We start from the raw sequence: 20698 nt of genomic DNA on the forward strand, positions 1-20698 counted from the left end.
CATTCTTGTGCTTGTTGTTAACCCGCTACCTGTCCAACCAGCTGAAGGCGATCAACTCGTTACTATGATTCCGCACTGGATAAGCTTGATGCGATCCGCGGCGACGAGTGGGACGTCGGTGGCAAAGTCGGTCATATTGCAAAGATGAACGAGCGGCTGAAGTCGGGGAGCGGGGAAGGGGGCTTGAGCGTCCGGGTCTGGGTCGAACGGAGCGACGGCACGAAGGTGGCGGTCATCAGGGCATATGGCGCAGTCGAGACCTTCTAGGTTCTCGTCGCTGCTGTGTTTCTAAGGGCGGTCGGGCAAGCCGGGCGGTTCTGGCGCAAGATCGACGTTGCCGCATCGCCTGCTCCCCGACATACACGATTGATGGGAACCGACGCTCTTCCAAATACCTCAAAATGCGACGCTCTTGCCGATCGGCAGGCCCGCCTCATCATTGATAATGCCGTGGACTATGCCATCGTCGGCCTGGACCTCAATGGTGTCATCACCTCGTGGAACGTGGGTGCCAGCAACATCATGGGCTGGTCGAGCGAGCAGGCGATTGGACATCCGGTCGCCCTGTTCTTTACGGCCGAAGATGTCGAGGCACGCGTTCCAGCAGCCGAGATGAGCGCTGCGGTCCGCCATGGCCGCGGCATCGACGAGCGCTGGCACCTGCGTCATGACGGTTCACGCTTCTGGGCCAATGGCGAGATGATGCCACTGCGCAATGAGCGCGGCGACCTCGAAGGCTATGTGAAGATCCTTCGTGACCGGACCGAGCAGCACAATGTCGCGGCTGCCCTATCCGACAGTGAGGACCGTTACCGGACCCTGCACGATGCGATGGATGAAGGCTTCTGCCTGATCGAGGTCCGCTGCGACGATGCGGCCAAGCCGATCGACTACTGCTTTCGAGAGGTGAATGCCGCGTTCGAGCGGCAGACCGGGATTGCCGACGCTCCAGGCAAATGGATGCGTGAACTGGCTCCCAACCACGAGCAGCACTGGTTCGATCGCTACGCCGAGGTTGCCAGGACCGGCAACTCCACACGGTTCGCGCTACCGGCACAAGCGCTGAACGGACGATGGTACGAGGTGTTCGCCTATCGGGTTGGCGACCCCTCCGAACGCCTGGTCGCCATCCTGTTCAGCGACATCACTGACCGCCGTTCGACTGACGCGCGTCTGCGCGCGAGCGAGGAGCATCTGCGCGAGGCCAATGCGACGCTGCGGAGCAACGAGGCCAATCTCCGGCTCCTCCTCGATACGATCAGCGAAGGCTTTTACGCCGTCAATCGCGACGGTGTGACCACCACTTGTAACGCCGCCTTCCTGCGCATGCTGGGCTTCTCGCGCGCACAGGACGTGATCGGGCGCAAAATCCACGACCTGATCCACCACTCGCACCCGAATGGCGCGGCTTACCCGGCGGCCGAGTGCCCGATCTATCTGGCGGCCAGCCAGGGCACGCCGATGCATGTCGCAGAGGAGCTGTTCTTCCCCATCGGGCGCGATCCGGTGTGGGTGGAATATTGGGCGACTCCGATCGTAGAGGATGGTGTCCTTCAGGGCGCGATCTGCACGTTCCAGGATATTACGGACCGACGCGAGCAGGAGCGCGCGCGCCAGGAGGCGGAAGCGCGTCGGGCCGCCCTCATGGAAGTGGGCGAGCAGCTACGAAACTCGGAAGACCTGGCGGCCATGTCGGCATTGGCGGCCGAGATTGTCGGGCGGACGCTCGGGGTTACTGCGGCCGGGTTCGCCCGCGTGGAAGACGACGACGATCTCGTGGTGATCGAGCGGGACTGGGCGCCAGACCCGGCCCACGCCATCGCCGGTACGCATTCGATGCGTGACTACGGTTCCCACATGGATGATCTGCTCGCCAACCGCGTGGTCGTCATCAACGACGTGCGTCTTGACCCTCGCACCGCAGCTAACATCAGCGCCTATCATGCGATCGGTGCCGCCGCCCTCATCAACGCGCCCGTCGTCGAGCAGGGCAGGTTGGCGGCGCTCTTTTGCGTGTTGTCGGATCAGGTGCGGCGTTGGAGCGACGATGAGATAGCCTTCGTCCGGGAGGTGGCCGAGCGCACCCGCGTTGCGATCGAACGGCGACGAGCGGAGGTGTCCTTACGCGACCTCAACGCCAGGCTTGAGCATGAGGTCGAGGTACGCACGGCCGAGCGGGATCGGATGTGGAACACCTCGCCTGACCTGATGCTGATCCTTTCACCGGACGGTGTCTATCAACGCCTCAACCCGGCTTGGAAAACCGTACTCGGCTATGAGCCGGCCGAACTGGTCGGCTCCTACGCCACGGACCTCGTGCTCCCGGATGATTTAGCTGCGTCCGAAAATGCTCTCAGTTCCGCGCAGGCAGGCAGCATGCCTGTTTTCGAGAATCGCTTACGGCACAAGGATGGCAGTTCCCGATGGGTGCAGTGGGTGGCAGCTCCCGGTCCCGACGAGATCTTCGGGATCGGACGCCACATCACAGAGGCCAAGGAGGCCGAGCAGCGGCTGGCGGAGGCGGAGGGGCAGCTTCGCCAGAGCCAGAAGATGGAGGCGGTGGGGCAGCTCACCGGTGGGCTCGCCCACGATTTCAACAATCTGCTGACCGGTATCTCCGGAAGCCTGGAGATGATGGCGATCCGCATCGGCCAGGGCCGCATGGGTGACGTCGAGAAGTACAACACCGCCGCGCAAGCCGCATCCAAGCGGGCCGCAGCGCTCACGCACCGCCTCCTCGCCTTCTCGCGCCGGCAAACGCTTGATCCCAAGCCAACCCAGCCCAACCGGTTGATTGAAGGGATGATGGACCTGATCGAGCGGACGGTCGGCCCTGAGATCGAGACGAGGTTCGTCGCTTCCGACGCGCTTTGGGCGACTCTGGTCGACCCGCACCAACTTGAAAACGCGGTGCTCAACCTGTGCATCAACGCGCGCGACGCTATGCCCGATGGCGGCCGGGTGACGATCGAGACGAGCAACGTCGATATCGACGAGCGTGCAGGTCGCATCCGCGAACTGGAGCCCGGTCGCTACGTCGCCCTATGCGTCTCCGACAACGGCACCGGCATGACGCCGGAGGTGATCACCAAAGCGTTCGACCCCTTCTTCACGACCAAGCCGATCGGCGTCGGCACCGGCCTTGGTCTGTCGATGATCTATGGCTTCGCCCGCCAGTCGGGCGGTCAGGTCCGCATTCATTCGGGCGAAGGCGAAGGCACAAGCGTGTGCATCTACCTGCCCCGGCATCTCGGCCCGACGGAGATCGAGGAGGCCACGCCCGATCTTGCGGGCGCACCTCGTGCGGAGGTGGGCGAGACGGTGCTGGTAGTCGATGACGAGCCGTCGGTGCGGATGCTCGTGACTGACGTGTTGGAGGAGCTAGGCTATACCGCGATCGAAGCCGCAGATGGTGCCGCTGGGCTCAAGGTGCTGCAATCCGACGCGCACATCGACCTGCTCATATCCGATGTCGGGCTACCAGGCGGCATGAACGGGCGTCAGATGGCGGATGCAGCCCGGGTCAGCCGGCCGGACCTCAAGATACTGTTCATCACCGGCTATGCGGAAGCAGCTGTCGTCGGGAACGGCCATCTCGATCCGGGCATGCACGTCATGACCAAGCCGTTCGCCATGGAGGCGCTGGCAACCCGCATCCGGACCCTGATTGAGGGAGCTAAACGAGGCCGAGGCGTCGGAGCAGCCTTTGGTGGACGACGGCGAGGCGAGGATTAGCACCGCCGATGGCCCGCATTCTCATTAGACCATCCCTATTGAGATAGCCGTCCGCCGCGTTTGAGGTATTTCGCCATGCAAATTGAGTGCGGCCATCGAGATGAACGAATGGCCGGAGTTGGGAAGCCAAAAACGGGCCGCGAATGGCCGCGACGGGTCAGCACGCGAAGCAAGATCGTGGTGTCGTCGAAAGCACGAATTTATCATGGGAATAACAGAGATCCGGTGGTCGACGCTCAAGGCTGTCCTTACGGTCTAGCCGACAATGAGCGATTGGTCTGGCGTTGAATATCGCCGTCAAGTCTCCTGAGTGTCAGGCATTACCCGTTGCATGAACTGATCGAACAACGGCACGGTGAAGGCGGTGTCGCCATGCGCGGGGCTGAAGAGCATGCCTTTGGCAATCAGGCTGTTGCGGGTCGGCGCCACCGAGGACACCTTGACCTTCAGCTGGTCAGCAATATCACCAGAGCGATGTGGCCCAGGCCCGAGCGCTGCCATCGCACGTAGATAGCGCTTTTCAGCCGGTGTCAGCCGGTCGAAGCGGACGCGAAAGAAGCTGGCGTCCAGTTCGGCAAGTGCTGCCGCACGGGCCATATCCACGTCGGCCGCGGTGATCGGCGATGCGTTAGCCACTTCCCAGCTGTGCTTGCCCCATTCCTGCAGGAAATAGGGATAACCCTGCGTGTCCTGCACGATGGCTGTCACGGCTTCCGTTGTGATCGCCTCATCCTCCCGCTCGACCGGAACACGGATCGCGGCTGCAGCAGCAATTTCATCGAGCGGGCCGAGGCTTACGAACTCGAAGAGGCGTTCGGCATAGGATTTCGCGCGACCCATCTGTCCCAGAAGCTGCGGCAAGCCGGCACCGACCAGGGTCACTGGAAGCCGCAGCTGGTTTGCCCGGTGCAACGCACTAATGAGGGCCGCAAGCTGCTCTTCGGCGACATATTGCAGTTCGTCAATCATCAGGACGACCGCGGTTTCCCGTTCGCGCGCCGCTTCGCCAACGGCAACGATCAGGTCCGCCAGATCCAGATCAAGATCGCCTGAGTCCGCAAGACCGGGCTCCGGCTCGAGATCCAGGGCGATCTCGAAATCGTCGTATTTGAGCTTGAGCTTGGCGAAGCCGGCAAGCGCGCGCAACGCGTGCTTCACGCCTGCGCCAGCGCGTGCCGTTCGATCGAGGCGCAGCAGGCCTGCGCGCAGCGAGGGGGCGATCAGCGCCGGTAGGGAGCGGTTCTCCGGTGCTTCGATCGTCACGGCCAACATCCGCTCGGCCTCGACCGCTTCGCGCACCGCCCCAAGCAGCACCGTCTTTCCCACCCCACGAAGGCCGTAGAAGATGGTCGAGCGCGCTGGACGACCGGCACGGATGCGATCCAAGGCGACGAGGGTACGCTCAAGGAGCGGTTCACGCCCTGCGAGCTCGGGCGGCGGTGTGCCGGCGCCGGGGGCGAATGGATTGCGACGAGGGTCCATAGCGAGTTTATGTTATATTATCGATATCTTGTAAACCAAGATAATATCACTTCATTTAGTATGCGGTCACCTCGGTTGTGCGTTCGGCTGGTCTGTGCAGGCGTCCTTGATCGCAGCCACGTTGCGACATTCACGATCAAAAACCGTATATCAAAGGCAGTCACGCCACGGAGATGAACGAGCGGCTGAAGTTGAAGAGAGGGGAAGGGGGCGTGAACGACCGGATATGGGTCGACCTCGCGCTCGGGCGCACTTCGCCGATATCCTGATTCCTCGCACGTCTGGTGATAGCCGCTTTCGCAACAGCTGGACGGTCGAAGGTGAGGGTCAGGCGGCTGGTCGCTTCACGATATCGTAATCAAATCGCTGCCTTTCGGAGGCAATTCCGGGGCAGATTATTCCGGCATTTGTCAGCTTCTATGGCCTTTATTAACCATCGAGCTTCAAACGGAGGTGATGGATCGAGCGCGTCTAGCGCTCCGCAACATGCCGGGATGACCTAATGGGCCTATTTAGCCGAATTGCGCGGAAGGGGGGGGCAACGACGTTCCTCGGACGCCTTGTCCGCGATGTACGCGGCAACACGTTGGCGATCATGGCGGCCGCGATCATCCCGTTGGCAGGCATGGTGGGCAGCGGTCTCGACATGAGCAGAATGTACATCACGAAAACGCGTTTACAGCACGCCTGTGATGCTGGCGCCTTGGCGGGACGACGCGCCATGGGCGGCGGAGCGTGGGACAGCGCTGATGACGCCCAGGCGAAAAACTTCTTCAAAGCGAACTTTGTTACAGGCGCTTACGGAACCCAGAGTCTGGATTATCGCTATTCGGAGAATGCGGGCAAAGTAAGCGGAACAGCGTCCGCCGTCGTCCCTATGACCCTGATGAAGGTATTGGGTATAAATACCCAAACTCTCAGTGTCGCGTGCAACGCTGAAATGAAACTCCCCAATAGCGATGTTATGTTTGTTCTCGACACAACGGGCTCAATGAATTGTGTTGCAGGAAATGCGAATTGCACAAACAATAACGGCGTACCTGCAGCCGGGTCAAAAATCGACGGTTTAAAGATTGCGGTTAAGTGCTTTTATCAGATCGTTGCGCAGCTCGATATAACAGATACTACATGCCCATCAGGTGAACCTACCGGCGGCACCGGCGGGCAGGTTCAGGTGCGTTTTGGCTTCATGCCATATTCGTCAAACGTGAATGTTGGAAAGCTACTGCCGAGCAGCTATTTTGCCAACAGCTGGAACTATCAATCACGTACTCGAAACGGTAACAATACCGCATGGAGCGACTACCAGACTGCCTATACACGCAGCTCGAGAGACGCAAATTGCCCAAATTATATAACCAGCACCGAAGAATATCGAAATGGTAGCAAAGTTCGCGATGGTAGTACATATTACTGTCAGTACGACTACCGGTTCAATGGCCCAGAGTGGCGATACGAAAGCACCAGTATAAATTATTCGGCATTGAAAAATGGCGAGGGATGGAATGCCAGCTTCACTCTGCCAATCAATGACGATGGCAGCCAAAAGACCATAAGCTGGGATGGCTGCATCGAGGAGCGGCCGACAGTACGCACGACCGACTACGATCCTATTCCTAACAGTCCTCCGTCTAACAAGGCATGGGATTTAGATATCGATCTCGTACCGACCTCCAGCGAAACGAAATCACTGTGGTATCCGGCATTGCCTCAGGTCATTTTTTATCGAAACGTTCTTACGAATCTCAATCAGGCTACAGATAATACGCGGACGATTTCTGCTAATCGATATTACAATGGCAGTGGCGCCGCTTGCCCAACGGAGGCACGCAAACTTCAAGTCTGGTCAAATTCCGACACATTCAAGGACTATGTGAACGGCTTGGAGGCTTCCGGAAATACCTATCATGACATTGGCATCCTGTGGGGTGCTCGTTTCATGTCGCCGGATGGCATCTTTAAAGCTAGCAATGCAAAGACCCCGGCTGGTGGTACTATTCAGCGACACATGATCTTCATGACTGATGGCGATTCTACTAGTAACCCGTGCGATTATAATGCGTATGGCGTTCCTTTTTGGGATAAGCGTCAGACTACAAGCGTTGGTAATGCGGCTGATTGCGGTAAAAATTCTGATGATCTGATTGATCAAATAAACTTGCGTCTTGAGGCATTGTGCACTGCGGTGAAGAACAAGGGTATAACCCTATGGGTTGTCTCCTATGGCGGTGGCCTTTCCAGTGATACGGAGAAGCGCTTGGCCGCCTGTTCCAGCCCAGCCGATGCGACCACAGCAACTCATTATTTCGCTCCAAAACAGCCGAGTGATTTGAGCGTCGCCTTTGCGGCGATTGCGAACAACATTTCCCAGCTACGGATTACCGGATGACCCGCGACGTCCGAGATATCGCACATGAAACCCGCGGCGCTACTATTCTCGAGTTCGGGATCGTCGCTCCGGTGATGTGTCTCCTATTGGTCGGCGGATTTGATATTGCCCATACGCAATATATGCGCGCCGTCCTCCAGGGGATCGTACAAAAAACCGCGAGAGACTCGGGCTTAGAGGGCGCCAGCACCGCCGCAATCGATAATCAGGTGCGGACACAGGTCTTAGCCATAAATATGCAGGCAAAGATCGATTTCACACGTCGTTATTATCGAACGTTCACGGATGCCGTTAGCAAGACACCGGAGCCTTGGAATGACACCAACGGCAATGGCGTGTGTGACAAAAGCGAGCAGTATCAGGATAATAACAACAACATGGTATGGGACAATGACGGTGGTGATCAGGGTCAAGGCGGCGCCAAGGATCGTGTCGTGTATACCGCAACGGTCAAATACCCTCGCATTCTGCCCTTAGACAAATTCGTCGGTGCATCAGATACGGTACAAATCTCCGCTTCTACGGTGCTAATGAACCAGCCTTACGGCGACCAATCGACTTATGGCGCCCCGACGCCGAGGAATTGTCCGGCATGATCAGCTATCCTAGCTTACGGATCCTATTCAAGCTATCGAGCGACCGGCGCGGGCTGGCCCTTATTGAATTTGCTTTCACGCTACCGATATTGCTTACGATGGTTTTGAGCGGAGCGGAGATAACTAATTACATCATCGTTCGCATGCGGGTAAGCCAACTTGCTCTTCAAATCGCGGATAACGCGGCGCGTATGGGCAATGGGACTATGCTTCAGCTAAAAACGTTGAATGAAGCAGACATCAATGATTTATTCGCTGGGGCAAATCTTCAGTCGGGTATTCTATCGCTTCAAACCAAGGGGCGTGTGATCCTATCAGATTTGGAACCGCAGACCACGTCCGACTCAAACTCTACGTACAAGATTAAATGGCAACGCTGCTATGGTACGCAGCCATATACGTCACCTTATCCGGGAGCTGGAGCTCAAAATCTCAGCGGATTGGGCCCCGCTGGTAATCAGACCATCGCTCAACAGGGCAACGCCACAATGTTCGTTGAGCTATATTACGTATATACACCTCTGGTTTCAGCAAAGCTTGTGCCCAGCACAACGATAACGGAGATTGCGTCGATGTCGGTCCGAGATCGCCGTGACCTGACTGGCGGTGATAACGGAGTTTATCCTGTGAGCGGAGCGAGCAAGGCCAGCTGTTAACACCGCAGCCACGTAGGCGTGTACACGATAATTTGCACTTTTCCTCTGTTACCGTTACTTCGTTTCTTGAAACGATTCGTCGAATCCGAAGACGACCTAAACGCGCATGATCGAGCTACTTCGGTACGGCACCCTCCATTTGCCGCTCCCGTTGCGTTTCGTCATTCCCCGTCGCTTCATTGGCCATCTGCTGATTGCAGTCGGTGACATTCTCCTGGCCGGGCGCGCAGGCCACTTCGTTGGGCGCGGTACCGCGATGGCTCATGCGATACCCGATGAAGCAGACAGAAACGATCAGCATCAGGATCAGGCTTAGCTTCAGGTCAAACGAGCGACTGGGATTGTTTGTGCTGCGCATATCGGGCGTCTACGTCAGCGATGATTTCCGTCCAAGATCGTCTTCCCGGTCCTCTTCGGGCTGGCCCTTGTCGAGTGTATCGCTTGGACGCCGGGCATCGCCTTCGTTCTGATGCTCCGTCGATAGAGTCGACTCGTCGGTCTCGGTGGTCGGCTTGATTGGATCGGCCATGGTTGCTCTCCTTCTAGCGCCAATACCTGTGGCAGCACGGCGTTCCAGTTGGCCTTCCGCACTAGCGCTAGGGCAAGGACTGACCGGCTTTAGATACCGTCGAAGGCTAATCGCTGTGGATCAAATCCAGCAGCATCATCCGATGGAAGTCGAGCAGCTGACGATGCGCGTTCGCCGCCTGTTCTGAGCAGTATCCCAACAGCCAGCGCATTTCCTGCTGGCATCGCCGCTCGTGGTAGGCTTGCAGATCTGTCAGTTCGTTGATCAACATGTGTTCCCCCTTTCGGTGCGCTGCAAAGCTGGAAGGACAGGGTTAACACGTTGTGAACAAACCAATTCGGACCGCGGCCCGAAACTCCCTTCGTCAGTCTCGGCCTCTCTGCAAGCCGGAACGTGACAGGCGCGTGTTGCTTTTCGGGCAAAGCGATTAGCGTCCGTCAGAATCGACATGAACGAACGGCAAAAATTGAGACGCGGATAGAGCGCTTCGAATGACCGGAAGTGGGTCTTCTCAGCTGCAAATCAGCTCGCGATAGGGCGGCTTTGCCCCACAGAAGCGACGCGAGCCGATCTTGTCAGACGGCTTCCGATAGATGCGCAGCATCCCGACTTCGCGGTGCTGGACAGTGAAACGATCGGGCATGGCAGGGCTTTCGACAGGAAGAATAATCAGGCGCGCGTGCGCCGGCCAGAAGCGCGGTGCGTGCGGGCATCGCGCAGGGTCGCGTCGGGTTCGAGGTATGCAGCAGGCGCCTTTGGCACGGCGACGCGCTGCGACAGATAGATGCCGTTGTGGCCTGAGCAGAGATAGGCGACGAAGCACGCGACTGCGATCGGCACGGCATAGGTCGCGCCAAACAGCTCGATTCCCTTGAAGGTGCAGGCAAGCGGCGTGTTGGCCGCGCCCGCGAACAGCGCGAAGAAGCCGATCGCTGCGAATACTCCCGTCGGGACTCCGAACATGGGCGCGAGCGCATTGCCGAACGCCGCGCCAATGAAGAACAGCGGCGTCACCTCTCCGCCCTTGAAGCCAGCGCTCAGGGTAACGACGGTAAAGAGCAGCTTCAGCGCCCAGCTCCACGGGTGCGTATCGGGGCCGAAAAAGCTGGCAATGGTCAGGTCGCCCGGTGTTGCCGCCAGCGTGCCCAGACCGAGATAGTCTCGCGTGCCAAATAGCCAGACCAGCGCGATCACGGCCAAACCACCGATAGCGGGTCGTAGTGGGCCATAGGGTATCACGCGCTTCAGCCATCCGCCGAGCGCATGGTTGGCCTCTGCAAAGGCCAGCCCGACCAATCCGAATACGACGCCCGCGACGCCGGCTTTGGCGACGAGCAACGCGTCGATCGGCACCATCGCATCGACATGGTAGGCGCCGTGATGAATGCCCCAGGCAAGACAGGTCCAGTCACCCACCAGTGCCGCGACCAGGCACGGTACTAGCGCGCGATACTCGACCCGGCCGATCGCCAGCACCTCCAGCGCGAAGACCGCGCCCGCAATCGGCGTCCCGAACACCGCGCCGAACCCCGCCGCAATCCCGGTCATCAGCAGGATGCGCGTCGCTTCCGCATCCAGCTTGAGGGCGCGCCCGAACCCGCTGGCGAGACTGCCGCCCAATTGCACGGCGGTGCCTTCACGCCCCGCCGATCCCCCGAACAGGTGCGTCACGACCGTGCCGAAGAAGATGAGCGGGGCCATGCGCAGCGGCACACCGCCCCCCGGCTCGTGGATTTGCTCGACGATGAGGTTGTTGCCGCCTTCGACCGATCGCCCCGTCAGATGGTAGAGCAGTCCGACCACGAACCCGCCGATCGGCAGCAGGTAGAGCAGCCAGGGAAAGGCAAAGCGAAGCCGGGTTACGGCATCGAGGCTCCACAAGAAGGCCGCGCAGAGCGTTCCCACCGCTGCAGCCATCGGGACCAAAATCAACGTCCACCGCAGCACCGACATGGCATGGGTGCGGCGATCGCGAAAGAACGCTGCCATGTTGAACTGGTTGTAGAAATTGCGAAACGTCGCGCGCACGATTCCTCCTTGCTGCCTTGCGGCGCCTGGTAGGAATCATCGACCCTTGCGAGGGCGGTTCGGCCAAATGGCCCGGCGGAAATCCATCGCCGTGCCCGAGCATATGCTGTCCGACGGCGACTTGGTCAACCAACGGCAGGGTTACGATAAGACCATTGTTTTGGTGAAGACCGATAAGATGGCTTCACGCATGGAATAAAGCCCGACGAGCGTCGTCTACGTTTTCGAGACTGATCCGCAGGAGGCTTATGCGTAGACGAAATTGGACGTTCGGTCTGATGGCTACGGCCCTACTCACCGGCGCAGCCGCGGCCGCCCCCGCCAATGGCTACGCCAGCATGGTGTCTGCCGCGATGGACCGGATGATGGCGGGCATGATGGTCAAGCCGTCCGGCGACGACGACCGCGACTTCGTCGCGATGATGCTTCCGCACCATCAGGGCGCCATCGATATGGCGGTGGCCGAGCTGCGCTACGGCCATAACGAGCAGCTCAAGCGCATCGCGCAGGAGATCATCATCGATCAGCAGCAGGAGATCGCCGCCATGAAGCTGGCGATCGGTCAGCCGCTACCCCCTTCGACGCCAGCCCCAACGCAGGGCGGCGACCACCATAGCCATATGGAGCACTGACATGATCCGGACCTTCCTGCGCTCGGCCGCCTTGCTGATGAGCGCCGCACCGGGCATTGCCATGGCCCAGCAGGCGCCGTGGAACGCCAGGGACGTGCCTGTCAGCCACCGCGACCGCGTCTATGCATCCGAACAATTCTCCAACACGGTGTCGGTGACGGACCCGGCCGACAACCGGCTGCTCGGCGTCATCAAGCTCGGCGATCCGCAGCCGATGAACTTCTCGCCACTCTACAAGGGGCAGGTGTTGGTTCACGGCCTTGGCTTCTCACCGGACGGGAAGACCCTCGCGGTCGTGTCGATCGGATCGAACGCCGTGTCGTGGATCGACACCGCCACCAACACCGTCAAGCACACGACCTATGTCGGGCGTAGCCCACACGAGGCGTTCTTTACACCGGACGGCAAGGAGGTCTGGGTCACCGTCCGCGGCGAGGACTATATCGCTGTGCTCGACCCTACGACGTACAAGGAAACGGGGCGCATCAAGACGCCCGGTGGTCCGGGTATGACGATCTTCTCGCCCGATGGCCGATACGGCTATGTCTGTTCCTCGTTCAATCCGGTGCTGGCCGTGTTCGATGTCGCAACCCACGCGCAGGTCGGACAGGTGGCACAGCCAAGCCCGTTCTGCCCCAACATCGCCGCGACGCCGGACGGCAAGCAGGGGTGGTTCACGCTGAAGGACATCGGCAAGACGGTCGCGTTCGATGCCAAGCCGCCCTTTGCGATCCTCAAGGTGCTGGATACCGGGCCGATCACCAATCACGTCAACTTCGCCCGCACAGCCAGCGGGCAGTTCGCCTATGTGACGGTCGGCGGGGAGAATGCGGTTAAGGTGTTCCGCACGTCCGATTTCGCGCCCGTCGCCACCATCCCGGTCGGCAAGATGCCGCACGGCGTTTGGCCATCGGGCGACGGCCGGCGCATCTATGTCGGGCTGGAGAATGCCGATGAACTCGCCGCGATCGACACCGCCGGCAACAAGGTCGTTGCCACCGTGCCGGTCGGACAGGCACCGCAGGCGATCGCTTATGTGCCGAACGCTGTCCCGACAGGCCCCGGCACCGACAATCTCCAACCGCTTGGTACTGCAGGCAAGGCGGTGCATCTGAACATGGGGCCGGTTGGCGGTAATGCTGCGGCAAGCAGCATTACCCTCTTCGACCAGGGCATCATTCAGGTCGTGCAGAGTGCCGTTACCGGTTTGCAGCCCAAGAAGCCTTACATGCTCGTGCTGACCGCCAACGCGGACGGCAGCGGTGCGGTAGAGCCGCTTGCTAACTTCATGAGCAACCCGGCAGGTGCGGCGATCGTCAACGCATCGGGGCCGATCCGGCAGATCGTTCAGGGCAGCACCGCGGCGCCCCGGCGCTTTCTGGCGGTCGCGGAGGTGGTGAACGGCGCGCCGGGTCGCATCGTGCAGGTGCAGCGCGACTGAGATGGACCCGCTTGTCGCCGCGATCGAGCCACTGATCCCCGGTCTGCGCCGCTATGCCCGGTCGTGGTTGCGCGATCCGGCGATGGCGGACGACGTGGTGCAGGATTGCCTCGAACGCGCGGTCGGGCGCTGGCGGCAACGACGCGGGGCGGAGGTCCGCCCCTGGGTCTATGCGATCCTGCATAATCTCTTGGTCGATCATAAGCGGCAGCATGTCCGGCGAGGTACGGCGGTTCCGCTCCACCTCGTGGACGAGCTCGCGCTCGGCCGCCCGGCCGATCAGGACGCAGGCCTGCACCACCGAGACCTGTTGCGCGCACTTGATGCGTTGCCCGAGGAGCAGCGAACGGTGCTGCTCCTCGTCTCGGTCGAGGGCCTGCCCTATGCGGAGGTCGCGGCCGTCGTCGGCGTGCCGCTGGGCACGGTGATGTCGCGCGTATCGCGGGGGCGCGACCGTCTGGCGATACTCCTCCGGGAGGGTGAACGGCCGCGATTAAGGAGCGTGCAATGACCAGCCCGATCGGAGAGGACGATCTGGCCGCGTGGATCGATGGCAGGCTGTCGCCCGAGCGGCGGTGCCTGGTCGACGCCTACCTTGACGGCCTGCCGGACTTGCATGCCCGTTTGCGGGAGCAGGCGGAGCAGGCGCGAGCCCTTGCATCGCTGTTCGCTCCCATCGCGGATGAACCGATCCCGGCGACGATGCGCGTCGCAGCCATCAGGGGACGGCAACGCCAACCGCGTTGGCAACTCGCCATCGCTGCGTCGCTTCTGCTGGCGGTCGGGTTTGGCGGGGGCTGGTCGAGCGCGCGGTGGAGCGGCGAACCCCGCGCGGGCATCGCGGCGCTGGCCAACGAGGCGAGTGACAATTTCCGTGTCTATGCCGCCGACCGGATACGACCGGCGGAAATCGGCCCCGACCAGCGCGCCATGCTGATCCGGTGGACCTCCGCCCGACTGGGTGAGCGCGTGACCATCCCGGACCTCAGCACAGCCGGTTACCGCTATGGCGGGGGGCGATTGGTCGCGACGCCTCACGGCCCTGCGGCACTGCTCCTCTATGATGGACCGCAAGCGTCGAAGCTTGCGGTGCTGACGAGGCCTATGCAGATCGACAAGACCGCAAGCATGACCAGCACGTCCAGCGGGACCATGGGCCGGGTCACATGGGCGGTCGACGGGATCGGCTATAGTGTGGTGGGCGAGCGCCCCGCGGCCGAGCTGCATCCGATCGCCGATGAAGTCCGGCGCCAGGCAGATGCCGCGCTTGTGTCCTGATAGCGCCTTGCCGCTTCCCGGCGCCGACAGGCACCGGGCGGGCCAGCGCGATCACGGCTTGCGTTCGGCGTCCTTCCTGTCGACCTCGGCCGGCGTCAGGCGGGCCCGCTCGCGAATGCGACGTTCGAGCGGAGCGCCCACGAACAGTACGAGCATCGCAAGGCTCAACCCGCCGATGATGAGCGGCCACACCGCCAACCCTGCTGCCGCGCCGATCGTGGCCGTGACCCAGATGCACGCGGCGGTCGCCAGCCCATGCACTTCCTGACCCTGGCCGACCCGCAGCACCGCGCCGGCACCGATGAAGCCGACGCCGGACAGAATGCCCTGCATCGCCCGCCCTGCGGCGTCGGCGTTCACGTTCGGCAAGCCACTATGCACGATTGCCTGCACGGCGATGCAGCTTGCCAGTCCGACGAGGCCCAGCGTCCGCAAGCCCATGATCTGCCGGTTCTCGCGCGAGCGTTCCCAGCCGAGCACCATCCCGGCCGCGGTCGCCACCACCAGTCGCCCGATCGCATCGATCCAGAAGCCGATGTCCGATGCCGCTGACGCTTCGATCATTCGACCAGCACGTGGACGTGATGCCAGGCGGTGCACAGATAGCCGGCGAAGTTCCACATCGTGTCCGGCCGTTCCGGCTGTCCCTGTCCGGTCTCGTCGAAGGCGCGCACGACAAGGTGCTGGCGCCCTTTGGCAAGCGTGGCGTCGAGGGTCCAGCGCCGCCAACCCCAGTGCGTCTCCGGATCATCGGCGAACGTCGCCTGTTGCCAGTCGCGGCCACCGTTCACCGACACTTCGACCCGAGAGACGCGGCGATCATAGGCGATGGCATAACCCTCGATCCGCACCTCCCCGGCCGGGAGGCTTTCGCCAGCGCCGGGCGCGCAGATCGCGGCGTTGAGCGGCATGGCATTGATGGTCAGACCCTGGCTCCAGTCGACGGTGTCGCTCGTCACGTCGGCGGGAAAGAGCTTGTAGTCGTGCGCCTGGATCGGTGCGTCGGATGGCGTGTCGCGCACCTCGATCCGTGTCAGCCATTTGGCGCTTCGCACCCCGGCATAGCCCGGCACCACCATGCGGAGCGGTGCGCCGTGTTCGGGCGTCAGCGGCTCGCCGTTAATCGCCCAGGCAATGAGGACGTCGGGTTGCCGAGCCTTGTCCATGGCGATCGAAACCCCGAACAATGCTTTTTCGCCTTCCACGTCCACCTCGTCCGCGCCGGTGAACGCCACGAACAGGTCGGACGCATCCGGCGCACCGACGGCATCCAGCACGTCGGACAGTCGTACGCCGGTCCACTGCGCATTGCCGATCGCGCCCACATCCCACGGGTCGCCGGACGTTTTGGCGACCTGCTGAAGATCCGTGCGCCGGTTGCCGGCGCACTGGAGAACCGCCGTTACCGTGCGCGTGGCAAACGCGCTCTTCAGCTCCTCCACTGAGAAGGAGCGTCTCGCCATGCCCGTCCCGCTGACCTCGATCCGGTGATCGGCAGGCAGATCAGGCACCGAACCATGGCTGCGCACGTAGAACAGCGCCTGCGGCGTCAGGAACTGCTCGATCAGCGCGCCGGGCGTCGGCTCGGCGTTGTAGGGATCGGTTTTGCGCTCGATCATCTCAGTCATGGACTATCAAACGCAGCGAGCGTGCGAACCGCTGCAGCCTTAGATACAATCGCAGACGAAGGATTACCGATCGTTCCGATATCCAGATTGAAATAAACAGATCAAACGGTTGGTCGTATCGATCGGTTTGCGCGATATAAGCTGCATGACCCTGGAGCAGCTCAGAATCTTCGTCGGTGTCGCCGAGCGCGAACACGTCACCAAGGCAGCGGAGGTGCTGAACGTCACGCAGTCCGCTGCCTCCGGCGCGGTCGCGGCCCTCGAAGCGCGCTACGGAGTTCCTCTTTTTCACCGCGTCGGGCGTGGCATCCAGCTGACCGAAGCAGGCCGAGGCTTTCTGGAGGAAGCGCGCGCGGTGCTGGGGCGGGCAGCGCATGCGGAGACGATGCTGGCGGACTATGCCGGGCTTGCCCGTGGTTCGTTGCGGATCGTCGCCAGCCAGACGATCGCGAGCTACTGGTTGCCGGCAAAGCTCGCCGCCTTCCACGAACGCCACCCGCGGATCGCGGTCGAACTGGCGATCGACAACACCGAAGGTGCAGCAACCCAGGTCCTGAGCGGCGCGGCGGAGCTCGGTTACGTCGAGGGCGAGGTGGACGAACCGGCGCTCGCCCACTGGAATGTCGGGCATGACCCGATGGTGCTGGTCGGCCGCGAGGACGCCGGGCGCGTCGACGAGGACTGGCTTCGCGCGGCACGCTGGATCGTCCGCGAGCAGGGTTCGGGCACGCGCTCGACCTTCGAGGACGTACTGCGAACGCGCGGGTTTGATCCGGCCCAGCTGACGGTAGCGATGACGCTGCCGTCCAACGAGGCGGTGCGCACCGCGGTCGAGGCAGGTGCGGGCGTCGCCGTATTGTCGCGATTGGTCGTCGCACGCGCGCTCAAAGCCGGCGATCTGGTCGAGCTGCCGCTCGGGCTGCCCGACCGCGCCTTTCACGCGCTGCGCCACAAGGAGCGCTATCGCACCCGCGCGGCCGACGCGCTGACGGACCTCATCAAGGAGCAGGTCGCATGACTGCCGACACCCCCTCGGTCCTGTCCGGCCTCAAGCCGCTCAGCCGGCTCGATCACCCCCGCGAGATGATCCGCCAGTTCACGCCCAACTGGTTCGCCGCGACGATGGGCACGGGCATCCTCGCCCTCGCCCTCGCGCTGCCGCAGGTGCCCGGCATCGGCCCCTCGCTAAAGCCGGTTGGGGAGGTGTTGTGGTTCTTCAACATCGCGCTCTTCGCGCTGTTCGCCGGCCTCTATGGCGCGCGCTGGGTGATGTTCGGGCACGAGGCGCGGCGCATCTTCGGGCACAACACCGTATCGATGTTCATCGGGACCATCCCGATGGGCCTCGCAACGATCATCAACGGTTGCCTCGCGTTCGGCATCGCGCGGTTCGGTAACGGCATCGTGCCGGTAGCACACGTCCTGTGGTGGATCGACGTCGCCATGTCGCTCGCCTGCGGCGTGTTGATACCCTACCTGATGTTTACCCGCCACGAGCACAGCCTGGACGGCATGACCGCGGTATGGCTGCTGCCGGTCGTCGCAGCCGAAGTGGCGGGTGCTAGCGGCGGGCTGCTCGCGCCGCACCTGACCGATCCCCACGCGCAGATGGTGACCCTTGCGACATCCTATGTGCTGTGGGCCTATTCGGTGCCGGTCGCGTTCGGCATCCTCGCCATCCTGATCCTGCGCATGGCGCTCCACAAGCTGCCGCATGAGAGCATGGCGGCATCCTCCTGGCTGGCGCTGGGGCCGATCGGCACCGGGGCGCTGGGTATGCTGGTGCTCGGGGCGGATGCGCCGGCGATCCTCGCGGCGCACGGGCTGGTCGGTGTCGGCACTGTTGCGCAAGGGATCGGCGTCGTTGCCGGGATCTGCCTGTGGGGTTTCGGCCTGTGGTGGCTGGCGCTCGCGACGCTCATCACCATCCGCTACTGGCGCGCCGGCGTCCCATTCAACCTTGGCTGGTGGGGCTATACCTTCCCGCTCGGCGTCTACACCGTCGCCACCTTCCGCCTCGGCACGACGCTGGACCTCGGCTTCTTCGGTATATTCGGCACGGTGCTGACGGTCGCGCTGGCGGCGATGTGGCTGCTCGTTGGCGCCAAGACGCTCGCTGGGGCCTGGCGGGGCAACCTGTTCGTCTCGCCCTGCATCGCCACCCCGAACTGATCCGCCGTGGTGATCGGATCAGTCGGTCCGATCACTTGCAGAACGCCCCTTCGATCCGCCAGCGTGGCTGGCCACAGGAGAGCCTTGTCATGGACAATTTCGACGCCGGGCTGGCGAGTGAGACCAGCCGTCGCCGCTTTCTCAGGCATGCCGCGCTCGGCAGCGCCGGCCTTGCCGCAGCACCTGCGCTGGCACAGCAGCTCGTCGACCTGAAGCTGCCTGGCGGCAATGCCGAACGGCCGATGACCAGTGCCTTTCCCGGCAAGGGCAGCATGATCCTCCAGCGTGTCCATCCGCCCTTGCTGGAAACGCCGATGGACGTGTTCGACAAGTCGGTGTTCACGCCCAACGACCAGTTCTTCGTCCGCTGGCACTGGGCCGACATCCCGACCTCGATCGATGTCGAGACTTTCCGCCTCAACGTCTTCGGCCACGTCAACCGACCGCTGTCGATCAGCCTCGCCCAGCTGCTTCGCCTGCCGCGGGTCGAGATGGCGGCGGTGAACCAGTGCTCGGGAAACAGCCGTGGGCTGTTCCAGCCACGTGTCGCCGGCGCGCAATGGGGCAACGGCGCGATGGGCAATGCCAAATGGCTCGGTGTGCGCCTGCGCGACGTACTTGATCTCGCCGGGGTCAAGGCAGGCGCGGTACAGGTGCGCTTCGGCGCGCTCGACCAGCCGGTTGTGGCGGGCGCCCCTGACTTCGAGAAGGCGCTTGGGCTCGACCATGCCCGCGACAGCGAGGTGATGATCGCCTTCGGCATGAACGGCGAGCAGCTGCCGCTCCTGAACGGCTTTCCCTGCCGGCTGATCGTCCCGGGCTGGTACTCGACCTATTGGGTCAAGATGCTGAACGCGATCGAGGTACTGCCCGGCCCTGACGACCAGTATTGGATGGCCAAGGCCTACAAGATACCGGCGACACCCGGCGCGAATGTCGCGCCCGGTGCCAAGGACTTCCCGACCGTGCCGATCAATCGCATGATCCCGCGCAGCTGGATGACCAGCCTGCCCGATGGCCAGGCGATCGCCTACGAGGCGTCGATCCCGGTCGGCGGCATCGCAATGGGGGGCGACTGCGGCGTCGCCAAGGTCGATGTATCGTCAGACGGTGGCCGGACGTGGTATAAGACGACGCTTGGAGCAGACGAGGGCAGGTACAGCTTTCGCCGCTGGGACGGGCGGGTGCCGCTCCGGCGCGGGCCCAACACGATCATGGTGCGCTGCTGGAACACCAACGGTGTCGCTCAGCCGATGAAGCCGATCTGGAACCCGGGCGGGTTCATGCGCGGCAATATCGAGACCACCACCATCATCGCGGCCTGAGGAGCGAGTAGCATGAAGACTCCGTCTCCCGGCATCATGGCCGCTGGCCTGATCGGCCTGACCGGCATTATCCTCGTCTCGATCGGTGCGCCGAGCAGCCGCAAGGCGCCTGCCCCGATCTCCGAGACATCCGAGCCGGCACCGCCCACCAGCGTGTCGGCGCGCGGCTTTTCGCTTGCCTCGACCAGCGTCGACCTGCCGGTCGATGACGCGACTTACCCCGATGGCCCGCACGCCGACGTCATTAACGCCAACTGCACCTCGTGCCATTCGGCTAGCATGGCGCTGACCCAGCCAGCGCTATCGCCAGACCAGTGGAAGGCGACCGTCACCAAGATGCGCGAGGTGTACAAGGCGCCGGTGGCCGAGAAGGACGTCGACGCGATCGTTGCTTATCTCATCGCTATGCCGAGCCAGAAGGCGGCACCCGCAACCGGCAAGGCGCAGGATCCCGACCCCAAGGCGGCTCCCGATGTCTCAGGTGGAACAGGCTAGGTCAGCCTCTTCCAACAATCTCAAAAAACCTTTCCTTTTGGGAAAGCTGGGTGCGGCGGGCAAGAGCCGTAGCGCAGCACCTACCGCTGCCAACATGAACGTATGCCCCGCCCCGTTTGCAAGCTGGATGTTGAGGTGATCTGATCAGTCTGCGTCAACGTATGCGGTTTCGTGGGTGAGCCCACGGCCAAGATGGACATCCGCGTGTTCAGAGCCCCATAATGAGTACGGCATCGAGTGCCAATTCATGTGCCGGGCTTTCCGAACGCCGATTGACTGTCAGGCCATCTTTACGATCCTTCCTGCAAACCT

Annotated in this window: 20 protein-coding genes and 1 riboswitch; of the genes, 12 read left to right on the forward strand and 8 right to left on the reverse strand. The window is 62.2% G+C overall.

Annotated elements, in window-relative coordinates; all coding sequences use genetic code 11:
• Positions 1–369 precede the first annotated feature (369 nt).
• Positions 370–3735 (forward strand): PAS domain S-box protein, encoded by a 3366-nt coding sequence (locus JAO74_RS16975; protein WP_199040979.1) that lies wholly within the window; start codon positions 370–372, stop codon positions 3733–3735.
• Between the two features lie 297 nt (positions 3736–4032).
• Here JAO74_RS16975 and JAO74_RS16980 read toward each other — a convergent pair whose 3' ends face one another.
• Positions 4033–5217, reverse strand: coding sequence for an ATP-binding protein (locus tag JAO74_RS16980; protein ID WP_199040982.1), 1185 nt, complete (start codon positions 5215–5217; stop codon positions 4033–4035).
• Between the two features lie 502 nt (positions 5218–5719).
• Between JAO74_RS16980 and JAO74_RS16985 the strand changes: the two genes are divergently transcribed.
• The 3 genes from JAO74_RS16985 to JAO74_RS16995 are packed head-to-tail and all read left to right on the forward strand — an operon-like array spanning position 5720 to position 8858.
• Complete coding sequence (locus JAO74_RS16985; protein WP_269845961.1) at positions 5720–7606, forward strand: TadE/TadG family type IV pilus assembly protein; 1887 nt, start codon at positions 5720–5722, stop codon at positions 7604–7606.
• A complete protein-coding gene (locus tag JAO74_RS16990) occupies positions 7603–8202 on the forward strand; it encodes a TadE/TadG family type IV pilus assembly protein (RefSeq protein ID WP_199040988.1) in 600 nt (199 codons plus the stop codon). Before JAO74_RS16985 ends, JAO74_RS16990 begins: the two co-directional genes overlap by 4 nt.
• Positions 8199–8858, forward strand: a complete 660-nt coding sequence (locus JAO74_RS16995) for a TadE/TadG family type IV pilus assembly protein (protein ID WP_199040991.1) — start codon at positions 8199–8201, stop codon at positions 8856–8858. The genes JAO74_RS16990 and JAO74_RS16995 overlap by 4 nt, the downstream gene beginning before the upstream one ends.
• Positions 8859–8973: 115 nt before the next feature.
• Here the strand turns inward: JAO74_RS16995 and JAO74_RS17000 are convergent, their stop codons facing one another.
• The 5 genes from JAO74_RS17000 to JAO74_RS17015 form a co-directional block, all read right to left on the reverse strand.
• The gene (locus JAO74_RS17000) at positions 8974–9216 is read right to left on the reverse strand and encodes a hypothetical protein (RefSeq protein WP_199040994.1); all 243 of its coding nucleotides are present in this window, start codon (positions 9214–9216) and stop codon (positions 8974–8976) included.
• Positions 9217–9225: 9 nt separating this feature from the next.
• On the reverse strand, positions 9226–9387 hold the full coding sequence (locus tag JAO74_RS17005) for a hypothetical protein (protein ID WP_199040997.1): 162 nt from the start codon (positions 9385–9387) through the stop codon (positions 9226–9228).
• A 106-nt stretch (positions 9388–9493) separates the two neighbouring features.
• Positions 9494–9658 (reverse strand): hypothetical protein, encoded by a 165-nt coding sequence (locus JAO74_RS17010; protein WP_199041000.1) that lies wholly within the window; start codon positions 9656–9658, stop codon positions 9494–9496.
• 240 nt (positions 9659–9898) lie between these two features.
• Positions 9899–10030: a hypothetical protein gene (locus JAO74_RS19110; RefSeq protein ID WP_269845962.1), complete on the reverse strand. Its 132-nt coding sequence runs from the start codon at positions 10028–10030 to the stop codon at positions 9899–9901.
• Between the two features lie 26 nt (positions 10031–10056).
• Positions 10057–11415, reverse strand: coding sequence for a voltage-gated chloride channel family protein (locus JAO74_RS17015; protein ID WP_332908841.1), 1359 nt, complete (start codon positions 11413–11415; stop codon positions 10057–10059).
• A gap of 23 nt (positions 11416–11438) precedes the next feature.
• A riboswitch (Fluoride riboswitch) is annotated at positions 11439–11515 on the reverse strand.
• Positions 11516–11588: 73 nt separating this feature from the next.
• On the opposite strand from JAO74_RS17015, the gene JAO74_RS17020 reads away from it, so the two are divergent.
• Genes JAO74_RS17020 through JAO74_RS17035 form a run of 4 tightly spaced genes read left to right on the forward strand, consistent with a single transcriptional unit; the run spans position 11589 to position 14766 of the window.
• Positions 11589–12047, forward strand: a complete 459-nt coding sequence (locus JAO74_RS17020; RefSeq protein WP_199041039.1) for a DUF305 domain-containing protein — start codon at positions 11589–11591, stop codon at positions 12045–12047.
• A 1-nt stretch (position 12048) separates the two neighbouring features.
• Entirely contained in the window at positions 12049–13488 is a 1440-nt protein-coding gene (locus JAO74_RS17025; protein ID WP_199041004.1) for a YncE family protein, read from the forward strand.
• A 1-nt stretch (position 13489) separates the two neighbouring features.
• Complete coding sequence (locus tag JAO74_RS17030) at positions 13490–13999, forward strand: RNA polymerase sigma factor (RefSeq protein WP_199041007.1); 510 nt, start codon at positions 13490–13492, stop codon at positions 13997–13999.
• Positions 13996–14766, forward strand: coding sequence for an anti-sigma factor family protein (locus tag JAO74_RS17035; RefSeq protein ID WP_199041009.1), 771 nt, complete (start codon positions 13996–13998; stop codon positions 14764–14766). The genes JAO74_RS17030 and JAO74_RS17035 overlap by 4 nt, the downstream gene beginning before the upstream one ends.
• A gap of 51 nt (positions 14767–14817) precedes the next feature.
• Here the strand turns inward: JAO74_RS17035 and JAO74_RS17040 are convergent, their stop codons facing one another.
• Positions 14818–15330, reverse strand: coding sequence for an MgtC/SapB family protein (locus JAO74_RS17040; RefSeq protein ID WP_199041012.1), 513 nt, complete (start codon positions 15328–15330; stop codon positions 14818–14820).
• Positions 15327–16394 (reverse strand): molybdopterin-dependent oxidoreductase, encoded by a 1068-nt coding sequence (locus JAO74_RS17045; protein ID WP_199041015.1) that lies wholly within the window; start codon positions 16392–16394, stop codon positions 15327–15329. Before JAO74_RS17045 ends, JAO74_RS17040 begins: the two co-directional genes overlap by 4 nt.
• 145 nt (positions 16395–16539) lie before the next feature.
• Between JAO74_RS17045 and JAO74_RS17050 the strand changes: the two genes are divergently transcribed.
• The 4 genes from JAO74_RS17050 (at position 16540) to JAO74_RS17065 (ending at position 20386) form a co-directional block, all read left to right on the forward strand.
• The gene (locus JAO74_RS17050) at positions 16540–17412 is read left to right on the forward strand and encodes a LysR family transcriptional regulator (protein WP_199041042.1); all 873 of its coding nucleotides are present in this window, start codon (positions 16540–16542) and stop codon (positions 17410–17412) included.
• Positions 17409–18566: a TDT family transporter gene (locus tag JAO74_RS17055; RefSeq protein WP_199041018.1), complete on the forward strand. Its 1158-nt coding sequence runs from the start codon at positions 17409–17411 to the stop codon at positions 18564–18566. The genes JAO74_RS17050 and JAO74_RS17055 overlap by 4 nt, the downstream gene beginning before the upstream one ends.
• An 89-nt stretch (positions 18567–18655) precedes the next feature.
• Positions 18656–19891, forward strand: coding sequence for a molybdopterin-dependent oxidoreductase (locus JAO74_RS17060; RefSeq protein WP_199041021.1), 1236 nt, complete (start codon positions 18656–18658; stop codon positions 19889–19891).
• Between the two features lie 12 nt (positions 19892–19903).
• Entirely contained in the window at positions 19904–20386 is a 483-nt protein-coding gene (locus tag JAO74_RS17065; protein WP_199041023.1) for a c-type cytochrome, read from the forward strand.
• Positions 20387–20698: the final 312 nt, after the last annotated feature.

Origin of the sequence: Sphingomonas mollis, from assembly GCF_016427505.1 — a bacterium.
In the GTDB taxonomy this organism is placed as follows: Bacteria; Pseudomonadota; Alphaproteobacteria; order Sphingomonadales; family Sphingomonadaceae; genus Sphingomonas; species Sphingomonas mollis.